Source organism: Sphingobium sp. B12D2B, assembly GCF_025961775.1.
Taxonomy (GTDB): Bacteria; Pseudomonadota; Alphaproteobacteria; order Sphingomonadales; family Sphingomonadaceae; genus Sphingobium.
The window spans coordinates 164,123-181,255 of record NZ_JAOQOH010000001.1; the positions used below are offsets into that span (position 1 = coordinate 164,123).

Here is a 17,133-nt window from a genome sequence, read left to right on the forward strand (position 1 = left end):
CACGCTCAGCCCTTCTTCTTCCAGGTGAAGAAGGCGGACATCACATAATTCCACACCACGCTGACCAGAATGCCTGCCAGTGCGGACAGGGCCCAGTAGCCATTGTTGACGAACAGCCAGTCTGCCACGCCGACATTCGCCGCAGCACCGAAGGCACAGACGAGGTTGAAGGTGATCCAGCCGCGCAGCAATCCCCAGCCCTGCAGGCGCTGGTCGCGGTACGTGAACATGTTGTTGAGCAGGAAGTTGCTGGTGATGGCGACGAGCGTCGCTGCGGTCTGCGCCACCGCGAAGCTCACGCCCAGCGCCACGAACAGCAGCGTCAGCACGGCAAAGTGGACGACCACACCCGTGCCGCCGACCATGGCGAAGCTCAGGAAGCGGACGGGCACGATATGGCCCACCGCCTTGTCCATGAGCAGCTGTACATATTCCCACAGCACCAGGCTATCGAGCTTGCTCTCGCCGAACTGGCGCGTGCGGAAGGTGTAGGGCACTTCCGCGACGCGCAGCGGCGTGGGTGCGCTGGCCGCGATATCCAGCAGGATCTTGAAGCCCACGGTCGAGAGATTGGGCAGCGAGCGCATGAAGGCATCCCGCCGCATCATCATGAAGCCGCTCATCGGGTCGGAAATCGGCGTCTTGGTCAGCTTGAGCGCCAGCTTGGTGGCGAACTGGCTCATCCGCTGGCGGCTCTCGCTCCAGTCGCCCATGCCGCCGCCTTCGACATAGCGGCTGCCGACCACCAGATCGACATCGTCCGCCCTGATCCGCTCGAACATGGTCTTGAGCACGGATTCGTCATGCTGAAGATCGGCATCCATGATCGCCACATAAGGGGCGGACGTCGCAAGAATGCCCTCGACACAGGCGCTCGACAGGCCCCGGCGCCCAAAGCGATGGAGAATGCGCACGCGCGGATCGCGCTGAGCCAGCGCCCGCACCTTGCCGGAGGTATCGTCGGGCGAATTATCGTCCACGAACACCAGCTCCCAGGCGACGCCGGGCAGCGCCTTGTCGACCAGATCGGCGAGCAAGGCCACATTCTGCGCTTCGTTGAAAGTCGGAACGACGATCGCAAGCTCGGCCGGAAGCATCTGCGCCGCGACCGGAGCGTCTGTCATGGTCTGGATGGTCACTCGGAAAGGTCCTCAATGGCTGGCGCGGTGGGTTGACGGGTCGGCGCTGATGCAGGGTCGGGATGATGGTACAGCGTACCGGTGAAGGCGAAATTACCGGGACGATCGATTGTTTCCGCCGGGCGCCATCCAGCCGCCGTCAGGGCGGGGACCGGATCCCTCGCCGGCGGGGGCTTCTCACCCCGCGCCAAGGCGCGCAGGTCATTGTGGCTTTTGAGTTCGACATGGCTGACCAGCAATGTCGCGCGGTCGGCCAGCGCCGTCAGCGGCTGCGGCGGCCCACCCGGATCGCCGCCGCGCGTGATCCGGATCGCGGACTGCCCGTCCGCCGTCAGCAGCCATTGCGGCAGATCGTCGCGATGGGTGCGATAGAGCGGAAAATAGGCCCATGCCCAGGCATCGCCGACGTGCAGCACAGCGAGCGGTTTTTCCGCCTCGGCCACCATGGACTCCAGCGTGCGCGACGGTCCGTGGATGAACCAGTCGGCCCGCACGAGAAACATCACCAGCGCCGCCGCACTGCCAATCACCAGAAGGGCGGTGCCCGCGTGGCGAATCCAGTCGGCGATCCGCCCGCGCCTCGCGATGGCCCCGTCAGCGGCGAGCGCGAGGATCACCGCGAGCGGCGCCAGCATCCAGATATTATAGCGCGGCGCGAGCGCATCGAATTGCGAGACCAGCAGCGCCGCCGCGATGGTCACGATCATGCCCGCAGCCAGCGCGAGGATCAGGCCGATGACCGGATCATGCCGGATGGCTGTTCCGCGTGTGGCGGCCTGCCCGCCAAGACCGACTGCCGCGACGAGCAAAAGGATGGCGCCCCCCGCAAAGCAAAAGGCGGCCACCGGCAGATCGACTAAAGTCGCGCCACTCACCAGCATCTGCGCCAGAAAGGCCGCGATGTCGCCCAGACCGACCCCGCCGGCCGGCGCGGCGGAGCCGGGTGCCGGCGAACTCAGATTGGCCGCACCCAGAATGAAGGGCGCAAGTCCTGCCCACAGCAGCAACAGCAGCGCATAGGCCAGCACCACCCGCACGGCGCCGCGCACAGTCCGCGCATCGATGAAGATGGCCAGCGTATAGGCCGATGTCGCAACGATGCCGAAGAAATGCGTGTAGCCGCTCAGCACACCGAGCAGCACGAACAGGCCCAGCCGCCGCACGCTTTGCGCCACATCGCCGCGAATCACCATCGCCGCCTGCGCACAGCTGATCGCGAGAAGGATGGGATAGGCCCGGATTTCGACGGCCATGGAGACCAGCCGGGGGGAAAGCACCAGCAGCAGCCCGGCAATCACGGCCGCGCGCAACCCGTAGCGGGATGCAAGCGCGCGCATCAGGATCAGGATGCCGCCGGCCGTGATCGCAGCATGATAAAGCCGGAACGCCAACTCATTGGCGCCCCACAGGTGCCAGCCGATCATATCGATAAAGTAGCTCAGCGGCGGCATCCGGTCGTCCGGCACGCCGAACCCGGCATCATAGCCGCCGGCCAGCCAGGAGAGCAGCGCGCCCGGCGCGAGCATGACGCCGGAAAGCTGGGTGGTCTCGTCGATCCAGATATTCTGGACACGCGCGAAGAGGACTGCCGCGATGGCAAAAATCACGAGGACGGGCGTGGCCGCAAGCCAAAGCCGTCCTGCACCGCTGGACCCCTGCTTCATTGATTCCCCACGTCCCACAGGCCCACCGGCCCGCATATCAGATCATCATTCAGCTAGCCGCTAGCACCGGCAGCCTAATTTTACGTCAACTGGCGTGCGCGCCATGGCCGAGCGCGAGATACTCCAGCGACTGCATTTCCATCAGGCGGGAGACCGTCCGCTCGAACTCGAACTTGCCATCACCCTGCGGATAGAGATGCTGAGGCAGGGCGTCCGCACCGCCGATCAGCTTGACCTTATGCTCGTACAGGGCGTCGATCAGCGTGACAAAACGCGCGGCCTCGTTGCGGTTTTCCGGCCAGAGCACCGGAATGCCGACGATGATGACGCTGTGGAAGCGCCGCGCAATGGCGAGATAGTCCGCCGCGCCGCGCGCCTCTCCGCACAGGCGCTTGAAGGAAAACACCGCCACGCCCTTGAGGCTCTTGGGCACATGCAGGCTGCGCCCGCCGCCCACGCTCAGTTCCTCGCTCGGCACATTGGCGCTGTCTTCAGGCGGATAGTCCGTCAGGCGGAAGAAGATTTCGCGCAGCTTGGCAGTGGTCTCATCGCCATTGGGGACATGCCAGATGTCCATGCCGCCCAGCCGATCCAGCCGATAATCGGTTGGCCCGTTGAGCGGCACCACGTCGAGCCGCGCCTTGAGCAGATCGATAAAGGGCAGGAACAGCTCGCGGTTGAGCCCATCCTTGTAGAGATCGTCCGGCGCGCGGTTGGAGGTGGCGACCAGCGTCACCCCAGCATCGAACAGGGCGGTAAACAAGCGGGACATGATGGCGGCATCCGCCATATTGTTGACCACCATTTCATCGAACAGCAGCACCTTGGCCTCGGCCGCGAGTTGCGCGGCGACGGGCGCAATCGGGTCGCCGCTCTCGCTCTCGCGCACCGCCCTCAGCCGCGCATGCACATCGAGCATGAACTCGTGGAAGTGGATGCGGCGCTTGGCGGGGCCATCCAGGCAATCGCGCATCAGGTCCATCAGCATGGACTTGCCGCGCCCGACGCCACCCCACAGGTACACGCCGCGGATCGGCTCGGGCGCCTTGCGGAGCATCCGCCAGAGCACGGAGCCTTTCTTCGGCGCGGCTTCCAGCTCCTGCTGCAGCCGGTCGAGCCGGATCGCGGCAGCGCGCTGATCCGGATCGGGTTTCAGCTCTCCAGCGGCGATAAGGTCGTCATAACAGGAGAGCAGGCCACTCATGCGTCGCGCGGGGAGGCCTCCGCCGGGGCGCTGTGCTGCACGCGCGGCTGCATGATCTCATATTTGGGCAGCGCCGGGTCGAAATAGTCCCAGGCCACGGCATCCTTCATGTAGATGACGCTTTGCGGCGAGACGCGGTCGGGCTCATCGAGAGACCCGGCCTGCACCATGATGAACTCGCCCGGCAGCGTGCCGGAGGTGAAAATCCGCCCGCCGCATGTTCCGCAGAAATGCCGCGTCACATCCCCTCCGGTATCGCCATGGTTGGTATAGGTCTTGGGCGTGCCCTCGATGGCGAGCTGGCTGTTATGAATGCCGATGATCGTGGTGTGGCCGGTGCCGGTCGCCTTCTGGCAATCCTTGCAGCAGCATTGGGAGACCCACAGCGTCGGCCCGGTCAGCTTGTAGCGGAGCTCTCCGCACAAGCAGCCGCCATCCAGAACTTCGCCTTCCTTCACCATCGCCGATCTCCGAATTGTCGTTGTCTCGGTCGACTGTGACGTCAAATCGCGCGTTCGACCATCATCTTCCGCGTCTCGGCAATGGCCTTGGCGGGCGACAGGCCCTTGGGGCACACATTGGCGCAGTTCATGATGGTGTGGCAGCGATAGAGGCGGAAGGGATCTTCCAGATCATCGAGGCGCTCACCGGTCATCTCGTCGCGCGAGTCGGCCAGCCAGCGATAGGCCTGGAGCAGGATCGCCGGGCCAAGGAAGCGATCGGAATTCCACCAGTAGCTCGGGCAGCTGGAGGAGCAGCAGGCGCACAGGATGCACTCGTAGAGTCCGTCCAGCTTCTCGCGATCCTCCGGGCTCTGCAGCCGCTCCTTGCCGCTCGGCGGCGGGGTGACGGTCTGCAGCCAGGGCTTGATCGAGCTGTATTGCGCATAGAAATGCGTGAAGTCCGGCACGAGATCCTTGATCACGTCCATATGCGGCAGCGGCGTAATGCGGACCTCGCCCTTGCAGTCCTCGATCGCGGTCGTGCAGGCGAGGCCGTTCTTGCCGTTGATGTTCATCGAGCAGGAGCCGCAAATGCCCTCGCGGCAGGAGCGGCGGAAGGTCAGCGACGAATCCTGCTCGCCCTTCATCTTGATGAGCGCGTCCAGCACCATCGGCCCGCATTTATCGAGATCGATCTCGAACGTGTCGTAGCGGGGGTTCTCGCCGCTATCCGGATCGTAGCGATAGACCTTGAACTTCTTGACGTTCGTGGCGCCGTCCTGCGCCTTATGCACGGTCCCGTTCTTGCGAACGACGCTGTTTGCGGGGAGGGAGAATTCGGCCATCGTCTGTTTCCTGCCGCCTGCTGGCTGATCGGGCGCTTGATGCCGCGCCGCAATAAAAGCAATGCGGCGTCCTAGCGCGTGTGTCCGCGCGGCTCAAGCACCGAGCGGAGGCCAAGCGAAATTGCTTGTAACCACCGCCATCCTGCATCCAAACACCCCGCCAGACGTTCCCGGCGAGCATGACGGTCACAATGAGCGACTCCCTCTTCATCTATAATGAGCGCAGCGGCACATGCGATCCTGCGCTGGTGTCCGCGATCCAGGCCGCGTTCGCGCAGGCCGGACGGCCCATCGGCACCGCCCGGCCCATCGACGACGGCCCGCTGCCAAACGCCGCGCAGGCCCGTGAGCGCGGCATCGGCCTCGTCATCATTCTCGGCGGGGATGGCTCGCTGGCCTCCACGGCGCAGGCGCTCGCCGGCTGGGATGGCACCCTGCTCGCGCTGCCCGGCGGCACGATGAACCTGCTGGCTCACCGGCTCCACGGCAATCTCGATCCGCTCGCCATCGCCAAGGCCTATCTGGCGGACAAGGGGACCGTGATGGCCGTGCCGGTGATCGAGGCAGACGAGATCACCGCCTATACGGGCATCATCGTCGGCCCCACGGCCGCATGGGGCAATGTGCGCGAGGCGCTGCGCAATCATGATCTCGCCGCGCTGGCGGAAAAGGTGCCGGAGGCCATCACCGCCACCTTCGAGGCCCCGGCCGTCTCCCTCGTCGGCGATCCGCGCGATTATCCCGCGATCTTCGTAGAGCCGGCCAAGCAGGGCTTGCATGCCTATGGCGTGCTCGCCCGCAATGCCGGCGAGCTATTCGCGCATGGCTGGGCCTGGCTCTCGGGCGATTTCCGCAATGGGCCTTCCGAATCGCTCGGCGCCGCCGATCATCTGGAGATAGAAAGCGCCGGCAAGACGCTGGACCTGCTCGTCGATGGCGAGAAGGCGACCACCAAGGCGCCCTTCAACCTCCGCAGCGCGCAATCAGGCGTGCGCTTCTTCGCCGCACAGGGCGACGCAGGCTGGCGCTGAGCCGCAGCGCCGCAGCGCCGCCGCCCGCCGTACGACATTTCTCCCCCTCCAGCGCCCCGCCGGCCCCTTCCCACCAGCCCGCGGACATGCTGAAATGCAGCCATGTCCATGCTCACGCGCCTGCTCACCGCCGCTCTGGCTTTCTCCGCGACCACCGCGCTGGCCGAACCGGCCGACCCCGCCGATCCCAATCTGCCGCGCCTCAAGAAAGTGCTCGGCGCCACGCCGCTGATCGATGGGCATAATGACTGGCCCGGCGCCATCGCCGGCCATGATGGCGATGCGCGTTGGTCGGTGGACCTGACGCGGCTGAACACAGAGGATTTCGATACGGACATCATCCGGCTGCGGCAGGGCATGGTCGGCGGTCAGTTCTGGTCCGTCTACGTCCCCGCGACGCTGCCGCCGCTGGAGCAGGTCAAGAAGACGCTGGAACAGATCGACCTCGTGAAATCCATCGTGCGCCGCTACCCGGCCGAGTTCACGCTCGCGCGCACCGCCGCGCAGGTCCGGGCCGCGCACAAGGCCGGGCGCATCGCCTCGCTGATCGGCGCGGAAGGCGGCGGCCAGATCGATGAGAGCTTCTCGGTCCTGCGCGCTTATGCCGAGCTGGGCGTGGGCTATCTCACCCTGACGCACAGCCGCACCATTGCCTGGGCGGACAGCGCCACCGACGATCCGGCCCATGGCGGGCTCACACCCTTCGGCGTGGCGGTGGTGCGCGAGATGAACCGGCTGAACATGCTGGTCGATCTCAGCCATGTGAACGAGGACACGATGCTGGACGCGATTGCCGCGAGCCGCGCGCCGGTCATCTTCTCCCATTCCAGCGCACGGGCGCTGTGCGATCATCCTCGCAACGTCTCGGACAAGGTGCTCAAGGAAGTCGCGCGCACCGGCGGCATCGTCATGGTCGCCTTCGCGCCCAATTATATTTCGGAGGCGCGCCGGGTGTGGGGGGTGCAGCAGGGCGCCCAGCGCGCGCTCTACAACCAGCCGCCGCTCAACGGCCTCTATATCGGCCAGCCGGACCGGGCGAAGGCCGCCATGGAGGCCTGGCTCGCCGCCAATCCCGAGCCGCGCGTGACGGTGCAGATGGTCGCCGACCATATTGATCATATCGCCAGGGTCGCCGGCTATGATCATGTCGGCCTGGGCGGCGATTATGATGGGCTACCAGCCCTGCCGGACGGCATGACCGGCGTGGAAAGCTATCCGCCGCTGCTGCTGGAGCTGATGAAGCGCGGCTGGAGCGATGCCAATATCGCCAAGCTGGCCGGCGGCAACATCCTGCGCGTCATGGAACAGGCCGAGAAGGTCGCCGCCTCCCTGAAGGACGAACCACCCGCCACCGGCACGCGCGAGGCGATGGACGCCGCGCCGAAGAGCTAAGCCATCCCCTCAATTCACCCGCTCAATTCACCCCCTCAATTCACTGGCGCGCGCCGCCTGTAACTCAGCGCTTCCGCCACATGCACCCGCCCCACCGTCTCTGCACCCGCCAGATCGGCAATGGTGCGGGCGACCCGGAGCACGCGGGTATAGCCCCGCGCGCTCAGCTTCATCGCGGCGGCAGCCTGCGCCAGAAGATCGCGGCCCGGCGAATCCGGCGCGGCATGGGCATCCAGCGCATCGCCATTCAGTTCCGCATTGGTGCGCGCGCCCCCGCTTGATGCCGCGCGCGCCGTCTGGCGGGCACGGGCCTGCGCGACGCGGGCGGCGACCTCCGCCGATCCCTCGACCGGCGGCGGCAGTAGCAGGTCCGCCGCCGAAACCGCGCCGACCTCCACATGCAGATCGATCCGGTCCAGCAGCGGCCCCGAAACCTTCGCCTGATAATCGCCCGCACAGCGTGGCGCCCGCGAGCAGGCCAAAGCGGGATCGGCGAGATGCCCGCAGCGGCAGGGGTTCATCGCGGCAATCAGCTGAACCCGCGCCGGGAAGGTCACATGCGCATTGGCGCGCGCCACGCTGACCTCGCCCGTCTCCAGCGGCTGCCGCAAACTATCCAGCACCGCGCGCTGAAATTCAGGCAGTTCGTCCAGAAACAGCACCCCCAGATGCGCGAGGCTGACTTCCCCCGGCTTCACCCGCAGCCCGCCGCCGACCAGCGCCGCCATGGACGCGCTGTGATGCGGCGCGCGATAGGGCCGGTTCTGGCTGATCCGCCCGCCCGAGAGCGTACCGGCCACGGAGGCGACCATGGAGACTTCCAGCGCTTCGGCCGGCGTGAGCGGCGGCAATATGCCGGGCAGGCAACTCGCCATCAGGGATTTGCCGGCTCCGGGCGGCCCGACCATCACCAGATTATGCCCGCCAGCCGCCGCGATCTCCAGCGCCCGCTTGGCGACCTCCTGGCCCTTCACTTGCCGCAGATCCGGCCCCGGCACCGGCGGTTCGACCGTCCCGGGTGCCGGGCGCGGCAGCACCGTCGCGCCCTTGAGATGATTGATGAGACCGAGCAGATCCGGCGCGGCCAGCACGCCTTCGGAGCCTGCCCAGGCAGCCTCCGACCCCTGCGCCGCCGGGCAGATCAGCGTCTTGTCCGCCTGCGCCGCATGGAGCGCGGCCAGCAGCACGCCCGGCACCGGCGCGATGCGCCCGTCCAGCCCCAACTCACCCACGACGAGATGATCGGCCAGTTGCTCGGCATCGACGACGCCCATCGCCCCCAGCAAGGCGAGCGCAATCGGCAGATCGTAATGCGAGCCTTCCTTGGGCAGGTCCGCGGGAGAGAGATTGACCGTGATGCGCTTGGGCGGCAGCGAGAGGCCAATGGCGGCGATGGCATTGCGCACGCGCTCGCGGCTTTCCGCCACGGCCTTGTCGGCCAGCCCGACAACGATGAAGTTCGGCAAGCCGGAGACAAGCTGGCACTGCACCTCGACCGGCCGGGCCTCCAGCCCGAGAAACGCCACCGTTTCCACCGTCGCAACCAAGCTTGCCCCCTCTTTGTTCCCCTCCCTGTCTATGTCGGGTCAGAGGGGCAAAGTCGAGCCGCTTTCGTTGGGCTGGTATCGCGCGGGCAAAGTGAACAGCGCCGCGAAGCGCGCCTCCAGCGCCGCATCGCCGCTCACGCTAAGCTCGCCCGTCTCGGCAAGCTGGTCGACGGGCATCTTGCCGTAGAAGCGCTTGGCGAGGCCCCGCGCCGTGCCCTCATAGGCCAGGTCCGGGTCGGAAACCTCGCCGGCTTCGACATGATAAAGCCCGCGATCCAGACTGGCGCGATAGGGCGTGCCGTCAATGCGAAAGCCGACCTGCAGCACCATCTCCGCCGCCGCTGCCCGATCCAGATTGATCTTGAAGGAGAGCATCATGGCCGTGCCGTTGAGCGGCAGCATCCGGTCATGCGTCGGCGAGCGATAGGCCCATTGCGCCATCGCCAGCACCATCGGCTCGGCCTCCTTGCCCCATGGCGTCAGACCATAGACCTGCACATTGGCGGGCGGCGGCAGGCGCAGGCGCTCGACAATGTGGCGCTCCTCCAGCTCGGTCAGGCGCTGGGTGAGCACATTGGCGCTCAGCCCCGGCAAGGCCGCGCGCAAATCGGAAAAGCGACGCGGCCCGAGCAGCAATTCGCGGACGACAAGCAGCGCCCAGCGCTCGCCGACCAGATCGAGCCCGTGCGCAAGGCCGCAGGCATCGTCAAATCGACGCTTTTGAGGGAGTTTCGACTCGTTAGTTATTTTTTCTAACTCCATGGTTGCAACATTTAAGTCTGTGGGTCAGGATCGTCAAGGCGAACCGAGTCGGTCGGCTCGCTACCGGAGAGGAAACGCGCTGCCCATGGAACGGATGATTTTCGTCAATCTGCCAGTGACCGATCTGTCGAGATCGATGCACTTCTATGAGGCGATCGGCGCCGTCAATGTGCCGGAGTTTACGGATGACAGCGCCGCCATGATGCGCTTTTCGGACGCGATCTGCGTCATGCTGCTCACCCGCCCGCGCTTCTCGAGCTACACCGACCGGGAGATCATCGACGCCCACCGCAGCGCGCAGGCGGCCTTTGCCCTGAGCGAGCAAAGCCGTGAGGCCGTGGACGATATGGTCCAGCGCGGCGCCGGCAGCGGCGGTCTCGCAGATCCCAACCCCATGCAAGACCATGGCTTCATGTACGCGCGCAGCATCGCCGATCCCGATGGGCACATCTGGGAGCCGGTATGGATGGACATGAGCGCAATGCCTGAGCCTGCCTAATTGCCACACGACGGAGACACGCCATGTCCTTTCAGGCCTATCTCGATACCATTCGGACAAAGACCGGCCAGTCGCCGGACGATCTGCGCGCCTATGCCGCCTTTCACGGCTTTCTCGATGACGAGAAGAGACTGAAGCCGGACGTGAAGGCCGCGACGCTGATCGCCAGTCTCAAGCGCGATTTCGATCTTGGCCGGGGCCACGCGATGGCCGTCTACGCCCTGCTCAAGGGCATTCGCAAGGAAGGCGATTGAGCGCGCCCATCGCCTCAGCGCATCCGATGAGAGGAGTTCACCATGCCGCAGAAGACTGATGCGCCGATCGAGGTCACTGCATTTTCATGGGTGCCGCCGTTCGCGCGCGGCCATGTCCGCGATCTGCGGGTGCGCTGGGCGCTGGAGGAGGCAGGCCTCGATTATCGCACCCGCCTGATCAGCGCCATCGACCGGCCGGCGGACTATTATCGCGAGCAGCCCTTCGGCCAGGTGCCGCATTATCGGGAGGGGGATGTCGCCCTGTTCGAGAGTGGCGCCATCGTCCTCCACATCGCCGAGAAGGACGAGCGGCTGATGCCGCGCGATCCCGTCGGGCGGGCGCGGGCGATCACATGGGCCGTCGCCGCACTCAACAGCATCGAGCCGGGCATCATGCATCTGGCCGATATCGACCTGTTCTGCGCCGGGCAGGAGTGGGCGAGGCTGCGCCGCCCGGATGCCGTCAGGCAGGTGGAAGGCCGCCTCGACCGGCTTGCCGCAGCGCTGGGCGACAAACCCTGGCTGGAAGAGCGCTTCACGGTCGGCGACCTTCTGATGGTCGAGGCGCTGCGCAATCTCTCGCCGGATCGCCTCGCCATACCGGACGTGCTGACCGCCTATGTCGCGCGCGGCGAGGCGCGTCCCGCATTCAAGGCCGCCATGGCGGCGCAAATGGCCGACTTCATCTCCGATGATGCGGTCCAATCAGAAGGAGTATCCGCATGACCTATATCGATGGCATCCTCGTGCCGGTGAAACCCGGCCGCAAGGCAGACTATCTGGAGATCGCCCGCCGGGTCGATCCACTCTTCATCGAATATGGCGCGCTGCGCGTGGTGGAGGGCTGGAATGACGATGTGCAGCCCGGCAAGACCAACGATCTGCGCACCGCCGTCCTGGCGGAAGAGGGCGAGGATGTCGTCTTCTCCTGGATCGAGTGGCCGGACAAGGCGACCCGCGATTCCGGCTGGCAGAAGCTGATGGCCGACGAGCGCATGGCGCACGCCCCGGAGGACAATCCGATGGTCGGCCCGCGCATGATCTACGGGGGCTTCACCGTGATTCTGGACGAGCGCAAATAGCATTGGCGGGAGGAGGCGGCCCCATGACCAACAGGCAGGGCGAATTCATCTGGTACGAGCTGATGACCACCGATCTGGAGGCCGCCCGCGCCTTCTACGGGGCCGTGGTCGGCTGGAGCATCGCGGAGCGAAGCGACATGCCGGGCATGGACTATCGCATGATCCGCGCCGCCGATGGCGAGGTCGGGGGCATGATGGCGCTGGATGCCGAGATGATCGCCGGCGGCGGGCGCCCGATCTGGCTCGGCTATATCGGCGTCGATGATGTCGATGCGACAGCGGCGGCGATCCTGGCCATGGGCGGTCGCCTCTACGTGCAACCGCAGGACATCCCCGGTGTCGGCCGCTTCGCCATGGCGGCCGACCCGCATGGCGCGCCCTTCTATATCATGCGCGGCAGCGTCGAGGGTGGCGTCAGCCGCGCTTTCTCGCCGCAAGCGGTGGGCCATTGCGGCTGGAACGAACTATCCTCGCCGGACCAGCCGGCAGCGCTCGCCTTCTATACAGGCCTGTTCGGCTGGACCAACCCCTCCGCCATGCCGATGGGGCCGATGGGCGACTATCGCTTCCTGTCCGTCGGCGATCTGCCCATCGGCGCCAGTCTGGAACAGAAAGACCAGCGGGCCGAATGGCGCTTCTATTTCCGCGTACCGTCCATCGCGACCGCGATGGAAGCCATCACAGCCCATGGCGGCACCATCACCACAGGCCCCCATGAGGTCCCCGGCGGTGACTGGGTCGTCATGGGCACCGATCCGCAGGGCGCGCGTTTTGCGCTTGTGGGCGGTCGATAAGGAGAGCGGAGATGACCAGCGCGATCACGCCCTGCATCTGGATGGACGGGACAGCCGAGGAGGCCGCGACCTTCTACGTCTCGCTCTTCCCGGATTCCCGCATCGACCGGATCGTCCGCTATGTCGATGACTCGCCCTTCCCGCCCAATTTCCCCGCCGGCACGGCCATGCTCGTGCTGTTCACGCTGAGCGGCCGTCCCTTCTCCGCATTGAACGGCGGGCCGATGTTTCCGCAGACCGAAGCCGTGTCCTTCGTCATCCCCGTCGAGGATCAGGCCGAGCTGGACCGCGTCTGGACCGCACTCATCGCGGATGGCGGCGCGGAAAGCATGTGCGGCTGGTGCAAGGATCGCTTCGGCGTCTCCTGGCAGGTCGTGCCGCGCCGGGCGCTGGAGATGCAGGCCAGCGACGACGCAGACGCCGTCCGCCGCATGAGCAGCGCGCTGATGACCATGCACAAGATCGACATCGCCACGCTCGAAACCGCCTTTTCCGGAGACTGACCCCGTGAGTTACATCCTCTTTGCCCATCCCTTCTCCAGCTACAGCTGGAAGGCGATGATCGCGCTGCACGAGAAGGAACTGCCCTACACGCTGCGCAATGTGGAAGACGAAGGCGTGATGGACGCGCTGCGCGACCAGTGGCCGCTCGGCAAGTTCCCGGTGCTGATGGATGAAGACACACCGGTGATCGAGGCGACGACGATCATCGAATATCTGGACCTGCGCCACTATGAGCGCGCGCCCTTGATTCCCGCCACCGCCCATGACGCGCTGGATGTGCGGTTCATGGACCGCGTGTTCGACAATCATGTGATGACGCCCGTTCAGGCGGCGGTGACCGAGGCCCTGCCCCACCTCATCGGCGCGAGCGATCCGGTGCGCACCCAGCGCGCGCGAGACGCGCTCGAGACCATTTATGGCTGGCTGGAAACGCGGCTGACCGGGCATCTCTGGGCCTCGCCGCAAGGGTTCAGCATGGCGGATTGCGCCGCCGCGCCGGCTCTGTTCTATGCCGATTGGGTCCACCCGATCGGCGAGCGCTATCCGGAAGTGCGCGCCTATCGCGGGCGGCTGAACGAGCGCCCGTCGGTTGCCCGCTGCATCGAGGGCGCGAGGCCCTATCGCCATTATTTCCCGCTTGGCGCGCCGGACCGGGATTGAAATCCTCTAACCATCGGCCGGCTGCCGAGGGGTCACGCTCCCACGCTCCCCCCCGGCCTGTGGCCCCTGTGTGTCATGCGGAGCGCGTGGCGATCAGCGCTGGCTCGCGATCCGGGTTTCGCCGCCCTTGCTGATCTGCACCGAGTCCCCCGCGCCTTCGATCCGCGCGCCGGCATAGCTCAGCTCCTTCTCGGTCACGCAAACCCGGCGGGACATGCGCGTGCCAGTCGTCGCCTGCTGCTTGAAGCAATAGAAGGTCTGGTCGCCACGCTTCAGCACCTTGGCCGGAATCTGATAGGTGGTTTCCGCAGCAGGCGCGGCCAGCGCCGGCTGGGCCAGCGGCAGGATGGCGATAGCGGCAGCGGCGGCGATCAGATGAAATTTGCTCGACATGTTGGTTCTCCCTACTGAATTTTTTCAGTCCCGAATGACTGACACACAAGGCTTTGCACTTTGCGTGCCAAATCATAAAAACACCTCTTTTCAGTATGTTGAAAATCGGGAAGCTCAGCGCCGTCAAAAGCCCCCTCCCACAGGTTGGTTATTCGTCCAGATAGTTGGCGAAATTCACCATCGCGCACCGAGCGCCGTATCGAGAGCACGCTATTTTGTTTGCGCGTCATCCGCTCTACGCTCACCGCCGCAAACAGAATGGTGGGCACACACCCCGTGAGGAGAGCCAGATGATGAGGATGACGAAGGCGGCGTCGAACGCGCCCGCCAAGGCCCGCGAGGCACGGCGCTGAATGGTCTGGCCGCACAGCTTCACCGATCTTCGAGACGCCGCCCGCCGCCGGCTACCGCGCTTCCTGTTCGATTATGTCGATGGCGGGAGCATCGACGAGCTGGCCCTAGCGCGCAACAGCGCCGCCGTTCGCGCCGTCACCTTGCGCCAGCAGGTGCTGAACGACGTCTCGGCATCCGATCTTTCGACCACCTTGTTCGGGCAAAAGCTCGCCATGCCCCTGATGCTCGCGCCGATCGGCATGGGCGGATTGCTGGCGCGGCGCGGCGAGGCGCAGGCGATCCGTGCCGCCCATGCCAACGGCGTGCCGATGGTCGCCTCGACCGTGACGGTCTGCTCGGCCGAGGAAATCGCCGGCACCGGCCTGCCCTTCTGGTTCCAGCTCTACATGGCGAAGGATCGCGCGTTCATCGCCGACCTGCTGGCCCGGGTGAAGGCTCTGGGCTGCAACACGCTGTTCATGACCGTCGACCTGCCCTTGCCCGGCCCGCGCTGGCGCGACCAGCGCTCGGGCCTCTCGGGACCGCCCGGCCTGCGCGGTCAGGCCCGGCGCTGGCGTGAGATCCTTGCCCATCCCGGCTGGGCCTGGGATGTCGGGCTGCACGGCCGCCCGCATACACTCGGCAATCTGGTGCCGATCATGAACGGCAAGGTGCGCATGGGCGATTTTCTGCGCTGGAGCGGCCAGAACTTCGATCCGTCCGTCACCTGGAAGGATCTGGCATTCATCCGCGAGCATTGGTCCGGCACGCTGGTGCTCAAGGGCATCATGGACCCGGCCGACGCGGTCCGCGCGGCGGAGATCGGCGCGGATGGGATCGTCGTCTCCAACCATGGCGGCCGCCAACTCGATGCCACGGTGGGCACCGCGCAGGCGCTGCCGGACATCGTGGCAGCGGTGGGTGACCGCCTCACCGTGCTGATCGATGGCGGCATCCGCAACGGCCTCGATGTGCTGCGCATGCTGGCGCTGGGTGCCAAGGGCGTCATGATCGGCCGCCCCTGGGCCTTCGCCCTCGCCGCCGGGGGCGAAGCCGCTGTTTCCCGGATGCTCGCGCAATATGCGCTCGAACTGCGCTCCGGCCTCGCGCTCACCGGCTGCGCCCGCGTGGCGGACGCCGGGCCGCATTTGCTCGACAAGCGGGGCGGATACTAGCAACCTTATTAAGCCCCTCCTCTTCAGAGGAGGGGTTGGGGTGGTGCGACGACTTCGCCGTCATTCAAGCCTGCGCGATGCTGGCGCATCGCCACCACCCCCGCCCCCTCCTCTAAAGAGGAGGGGAGAACATAGCCTCCTCGTCAGGCCGCCTGTTCAAGGGCGGTCGAACCGCTTTCGAGCAACATCGTCGCCGCCGCCGTGTTCGAGATGGGGATGTGATAGTTCCGGCTGACCTCGGCCACATCCTCGCCCAAGGCCCCGCGCGCCGCGATCCAGTTGACGATCTCGATGCCCTGGCTGCCGGCTTCCTCAACGATATCCAGCGCGCTGATTTTCGTCAGCGCATCCGGATCGGGGCCGAGATTGTCCATGCAGAACTGGTCGTAGCGCTGGTTGATGAAGCCGGCGCGTTCCCCGTCCAGCTGGTGGGAGAGTCCGCCGGTGCCGAACACCACGATCCGCTCATCGCCCTGCCAGCTGCGCAGCGCCTTGCCGACCGCGCGACCCAGCGCCAGGCAGCGCTTGGGGCTCGGCAGCGGATGCTGCACGGTGTTGATGGCGATGGGCACGATGCGCACCGGCCACTGGCCGCCGCCGGGCCAGGACAGCTGGAACGGCACGACCAGCGCATGATCCACCAGCATCGACTGGCAGGTCGTGACGTCGAACTCGTCTTCCACCAGTCCCTCGATGATGTGCCAGGAGAGGGCGGCGTCGCCTTTGAATCCGTTCTGCACCGGCAGGCCCCAGCCCTCATCGGCATTGTGGTAGCTGTCCGCCGCGCCCACCGCGAAGGTCGGCATCTTGTCGAGGAAGAAGTTGAGGCCGTGGTCATTGTAGAAGACCACGGCAACGTCCGGTCTGGCGGTTGCAAGCCAGCGATGGATCGGCTTGAACCCATCGAAGAACGGGCTCCAATAAGGGTCCTGCTCCTGACCGCGCGCAATGGCGCCGCCGATTGCCGGCACGTGGCTGGTGAAGATACCGCCGAGAATATGCGCCATGGCTCAGGCCTCCTCTTGCTGATGGGCTGCGTCGAGCAGCATTTGACGGAAAGCCTCGACACTCATGCCGGTCTGCTGCGCCCCCACATCCTGCACATTGAGGCCGTAGATGCCGGCCAGCTTGGCGAGATAATAGATGTTGCCGCCCGCCTCGATCATCTGGAGGACATTGCGGGCGCGGACCGCCTCGCGCTGCTCCTCAGTCAGATGGAAGCGCTCGAAATAGGCTTCCTCGTCCGCCTGATAGGCGGCGCGATTGGCAGCATCGTTGAACGAAAAGCACATGGCGTTCAGCGCGAAGCCGCGCGCCGCCGCATCACCGTCGAAGACCGGCGTACCGGGAATGATTCGTTTGGCGGTCGTTCCCGCCTCGATCGTTTCGATCGCACCCATTGATCCATGCTC

20 protein-coding genes are annotated in these 17,133 nt (G+C 65.9%); 10 read left to right on the forward strand and 10 right to left on the reverse strand.

Going from position 1 to position 17,133, the window contains the following annotated elements; genetic code table 11:
- Window positions 1-5: 5 nt before the first annotated feature.
- From M2335_RS00810 to M2335_RS00830, 5 genes are all read right to left on the reverse strand, one after another.
- Complete coding sequence (locus M2335_RS00810) at window positions 6-1,124, reverse strand: glycosyltransferase (protein WP_413716130.1); 1,119 nt, start codon at window positions 1,122-1,124, stop codon at window positions 6-8.
- Between the two features lie 11 nt (window positions 1,125-1,135).
- Window positions 1,136-2,803 carry a hypothetical protein gene (locus tag M2335_RS00815; protein ID WP_264593487.1) on the reverse strand — a complete coding sequence of 556 codons (1,668 nt, stop codon included), beginning with the start codon at window positions 2,801-2,803 and terminating at the stop codon, window positions 1,136-1,138.
- 85 nt (window positions 2,804-2,888) lie between these two features.
- Window positions 2,889-4,007 (reverse strand): cell division protein ZapE, encoded by a 1,119-nt coding sequence (gene zapE / locus M2335_RS00820; RefSeq protein ID WP_264593488.1) that lies wholly within the window; start codon window positions 4,005-4,007, stop codon window positions 2,889-2,891.
- The gene (locus M2335_RS00825) at window positions 4,004-4,468 is read right to left on the reverse strand and encodes a GFA family protein (RefSeq protein ID WP_181560956.1); all 465 of its coding nucleotides are present in this window, start codon (window positions 4,466-4,468) and stop codon (window positions 4,004-4,006) included. Before M2335_RS00825 ends, zapE begins: the two co-directional genes overlap by 4 nt.
- 41 nt (window positions 4,469-4,509) lie before the next feature.
- Window positions 4,510-5,295, reverse strand: coding sequence for a succinate dehydrogenase iron-sulfur subunit (locus M2335_RS00830; protein ID WP_264571563.1), 786 nt, complete (start codon window positions 5,293-5,295; stop codon window positions 4,510-4,512).
- A gap of 191 nt (window positions 5,296-5,486) precedes the next feature.
- On the opposite strand from M2335_RS00830, the gene M2335_RS00835 reads away from it, so the two are divergent.
- Both M2335_RS00835 and M2335_RS00840 read left to right on the forward strand, forming a co-directional pair.
- Window positions 5,487-6,326 carry a diacylglycerol/lipid kinase family protein gene (locus M2335_RS00835; protein ID WP_264593489.1) on the forward strand — a complete coding sequence of 280 codons (840 nt, stop codon included), beginning with the start codon at window positions 5,487-5,489 and terminating at the stop codon, window positions 6,324-6,326.
- A gap of 102 nt (window positions 6,327-6,428) precedes the next feature.
- Window positions 6,429-7,718, forward strand: a complete 1,290-nt coding sequence (locus tag M2335_RS00840; RefSeq protein WP_264593490.1) for a dipeptidase — start codon at window positions 6,429-6,431, stop codon at window positions 7,716-7,718.
- 35 nt (window positions 7,719-7,753) lie between these two features.
- On the opposite strand, the gene M2335_RS00845 is transcribed toward M2335_RS00840, so the two are convergent.
- The gene (locus M2335_RS00845) at window positions 7,754-9,265 is read right to left on the reverse strand and encodes a YifB family Mg chelatase-like AAA ATPase (protein ID WP_264593491.1); all 1,512 of its coding nucleotides are present in this window, start codon (window positions 9,263-9,265) and stop codon (window positions 7,754-7,756) included.
- Window positions 9,266-9,304: 39 nt separating this feature from the next.
- Window positions 9,305-10,027, reverse strand: a complete 723-nt coding sequence (locus M2335_RS00850; protein ID WP_264593492.1) for a winged helix-turn-helix transcriptional regulator — start codon at window positions 10,025-10,027, stop codon at window positions 9,305-9,307.
- A gap of 85 nt (window positions 10,028-10,112) precedes the next feature.
- Between M2335_RS00850 and M2335_RS00855 the strand changes: the two genes are divergently transcribed.
- Genes M2335_RS00855 through M2335_RS00885 form a run of 7 tightly spaced genes read left to right on the forward strand, consistent with a single transcriptional unit; the run spans window position 10,113 to window position 13,820 of the window.
- Window positions 10,113-10,526, forward strand: a complete 414-nt coding sequence (locus M2335_RS00855) for a VOC family protein (RefSeq protein WP_264571581.1) — start codon at window positions 10,113-10,115, stop codon at window positions 10,524-10,526.
- 23 nt (window positions 10,527-10,549) lie between these two features.
- Complete coding sequence (locus M2335_RS00860) at window positions 10,550-10,780, forward strand: DUF4287 domain-containing protein (RefSeq protein ID WP_264571582.1); 231 nt, start codon at window positions 10,550-10,552, stop codon at window positions 10,778-10,780.
- Between the two features lie 42 nt (window positions 10,781-10,822).
- Complete coding sequence (locus M2335_RS00865; protein ID WP_264593493.1) at window positions 10,823-11,506, forward strand: glutathione S-transferase family protein; 684 nt, start codon at window positions 10,823-10,825, stop codon at window positions 11,504-11,506.
- Window positions 11,503-11,862: a DUF1428 domain-containing protein gene (locus M2335_RS00870; RefSeq protein WP_181560964.1), complete on the forward strand. Its 360-nt coding sequence runs from the start codon at window positions 11,503-11,505 to the stop codon at window positions 11,860-11,862. Before M2335_RS00865 ends, M2335_RS00870 begins: the two co-directional genes overlap by 4 nt.
- A gap of 23 nt (window positions 11,863-11,885) precedes the next feature.
- Window positions 11,886-12,656: a VOC family protein gene (locus M2335_RS00875; protein ID WP_264593494.1), complete on the forward strand. Its 771-nt coding sequence runs from the start codon at window positions 11,886-11,888 to the stop codon at window positions 12,654-12,656.
- 11 nt (window positions 12,657-12,667) lie between these two features.
- Entirely contained in the window at window positions 12,668-13,159 is a 492-nt protein-coding gene (locus M2335_RS00880; RefSeq protein ID WP_264588228.1) for a VOC family protein, read from the forward strand.
- A gap of 4 nt (window positions 13,160-13,163) precedes the next feature.
- The gene (locus M2335_RS00885) at window positions 13,164-13,820 is read left to right on the forward strand and encodes a glutathione S-transferase family protein (protein ID WP_264588227.1); all 657 of its coding nucleotides are present in this window, start codon (window positions 13,164-13,166) and stop codon (window positions 13,818-13,820) included.
- Between the two features lie 93 nt (window positions 13,821-13,913).
- On the opposite strand, the gene M2335_RS00890 is transcribed toward M2335_RS00885, so the two are convergent.
- The gene (locus tag M2335_RS00890) at window positions 13,914-14,213 is read right to left on the reverse strand and encodes a hypothetical protein (protein ID WP_181560968.1); all 300 of its coding nucleotides are present in this window, start codon (window positions 14,211-14,213) and stop codon (window positions 13,914-13,916) included.
- Window positions 14,214-14,566: 353 nt separating this feature from the next.
- Here M2335_RS00890 and M2335_RS00895 point away from each other — a divergent pair, with 353 nt between their 5' ends.
- Window positions 14,567-15,721, forward strand: coding sequence for an L-lactate dehydrogenase (locus tag M2335_RS00895; RefSeq protein ID WP_264593495.1), 1,155 nt, complete (start codon window positions 14,567-14,569; stop codon window positions 15,719-15,721).
- 143 nt (window positions 15,722-15,864) lie between these two features.
- On the opposite strand, the gene M2335_RS00900 is transcribed toward M2335_RS00895, so the two are convergent.
- Window positions 15,865-16,728, reverse strand: coding sequence for a class III extradiol dioxygenase family protein (locus tag M2335_RS00900; protein WP_264571590.1), 864 nt, complete (start codon window positions 16,726-16,728; stop codon window positions 15,865-15,867).
- A 3-nt stretch (window positions 16,729-16,731) separates the two neighbouring features.
- Window positions 16,732-17,121 (reverse strand): protocatechuate 4,5-dioxygenase subunit alpha, encoded by a 390-nt coding sequence (locus tag M2335_RS00905; RefSeq protein ID WP_181560971.1) that lies wholly within the window; start codon window positions 17,119-17,121, stop codon window positions 16,732-16,734.
- Between the last annotated feature and the right edge of the window lie 12 nt (window positions 17,122-17,133).

What these genes read in the sequence shown, in the direction of transcription:
- M2335_RS00810 (WP_413716130.1), bottom strand. Translation starts at nt 1,124, where the DNA reads ATGACAGACGCTCCGGTCGCGGCGCAGATGCTTCCGGCCGAGCTTGCG.
- M2335_RS00815 (WP_264593487.1), bottom strand. Translation starts at nt 2,803, where the DNA reads ATGAAGCAGGGGTCCAGCGGTGCAGGACGGCTTTGGCTTGCGGCCACG.
- zapE (WP_264593488.1), bottom strand. Translation starts at nt 4,007, where the DNA reads ATGAGTGGCCTGCTCTCCTGTTATGACGACCTTATCGCCGCTGGAGAG.
- M2335_RS00825 (WP_181560956.1), bottom strand. Translation starts at nt 4,468, where the DNA reads ATGGTGAAGGAAGGCGAAGTTCTGGATGGCGGCTGCTTGTGCGGAGAG.
- M2335_RS00830 (WP_264571563.1), bottom strand. Translation starts at nt 5,295, where the DNA reads ATGGCCGAATTCTCCCTCCCCGCAAACAGCGTCGTTCGCAAGAACGGG.
- M2335_RS00835 (WP_264593489.1), top strand. Translation starts at nt 5,487, where the DNA reads ATGAGCGACTCCCTCTTCATCTATAATGAGCGCAGCGGCACATGCGAT.
- M2335_RS00840 (WP_264593490.1), top strand. Translation starts at nt 6,429, where the DNA reads ATGTCCATGCTCACGCGCCTGCTCACCGCCGCTCTGGCTTTCTCCGCG.
- M2335_RS00850 (WP_264593492.1), bottom strand. Translation starts at nt 10,027, where the DNA reads ATGGAGTTAGAAAAAATAACTAACGAGTCGAAACTCCCTCAAAAGCGT.
- M2335_RS00855 (WP_264571581.1), top strand. Translation starts at nt 10,113, where the DNA reads ATGGAACGGATGATTTTCGTCAATCTGCCAGTGACCGATCTGTCGAGA.
- M2335_RS00860 (WP_264571582.1), top strand. Translation starts at nt 10,550, where the DNA reads ATGTCCTTTCAGGCCTATCTCGATACCATTCGGACAAAGACCGGCCAG.
- M2335_RS00865 (WP_264593493.1), top strand. Translation starts at nt 10,823, where the DNA reads ATGCCGCAGAAGACTGATGCGCCGATCGAGGTCACTGCATTTTCATGG.
- M2335_RS00870 (WP_181560964.1), top strand. Translation starts at nt 11,503, where the DNA reads ATGACCTATATCGATGGCATCCTCGTGCCGGTGAAACCCGGCCGCAAG.
- M2335_RS00875 (WP_264593494.1), top strand. Translation starts at nt 11,886, where the DNA reads ATGACCAACAGGCAGGGCGAATTCATCTGGTACGAGCTGATGACCACC.
- M2335_RS00880 (WP_264588228.1), top strand. Translation starts at nt 12,668, where the DNA reads ATGACCAGCGCGATCACGCCCTGCATCTGGATGGACGGGACAGCCGAG.
- M2335_RS00890 (WP_181560968.1), bottom strand. Translation starts at nt 14,213, where the DNA reads ATGTCGAGCAAATTTCATCTGATCGCCGCCGCTGCCGCTATCGCCATC.
- M2335_RS00895 (WP_264593495.1), top strand. Translation starts at nt 14,567, where the DNA reads ATGGTCTGGCCGCACAGCTTCACCGATCTTCGAGACGCCGCCCGCCGC.
- M2335_RS00900 (WP_264571590.1), bottom strand. Translation starts at nt 16,728, where the DNA reads ATGGCGCATATTCTCGGCGGTATCTTCACCAGCCACGTGCCGGCAATC.
- M2335_RS00905 (WP_181560971.1), bottom strand. Translation starts at nt 17,121, where the DNA reads ATGGGTGCGATCGAAACGATCGAGGCGGGAACGACCGCCAAACGAATC.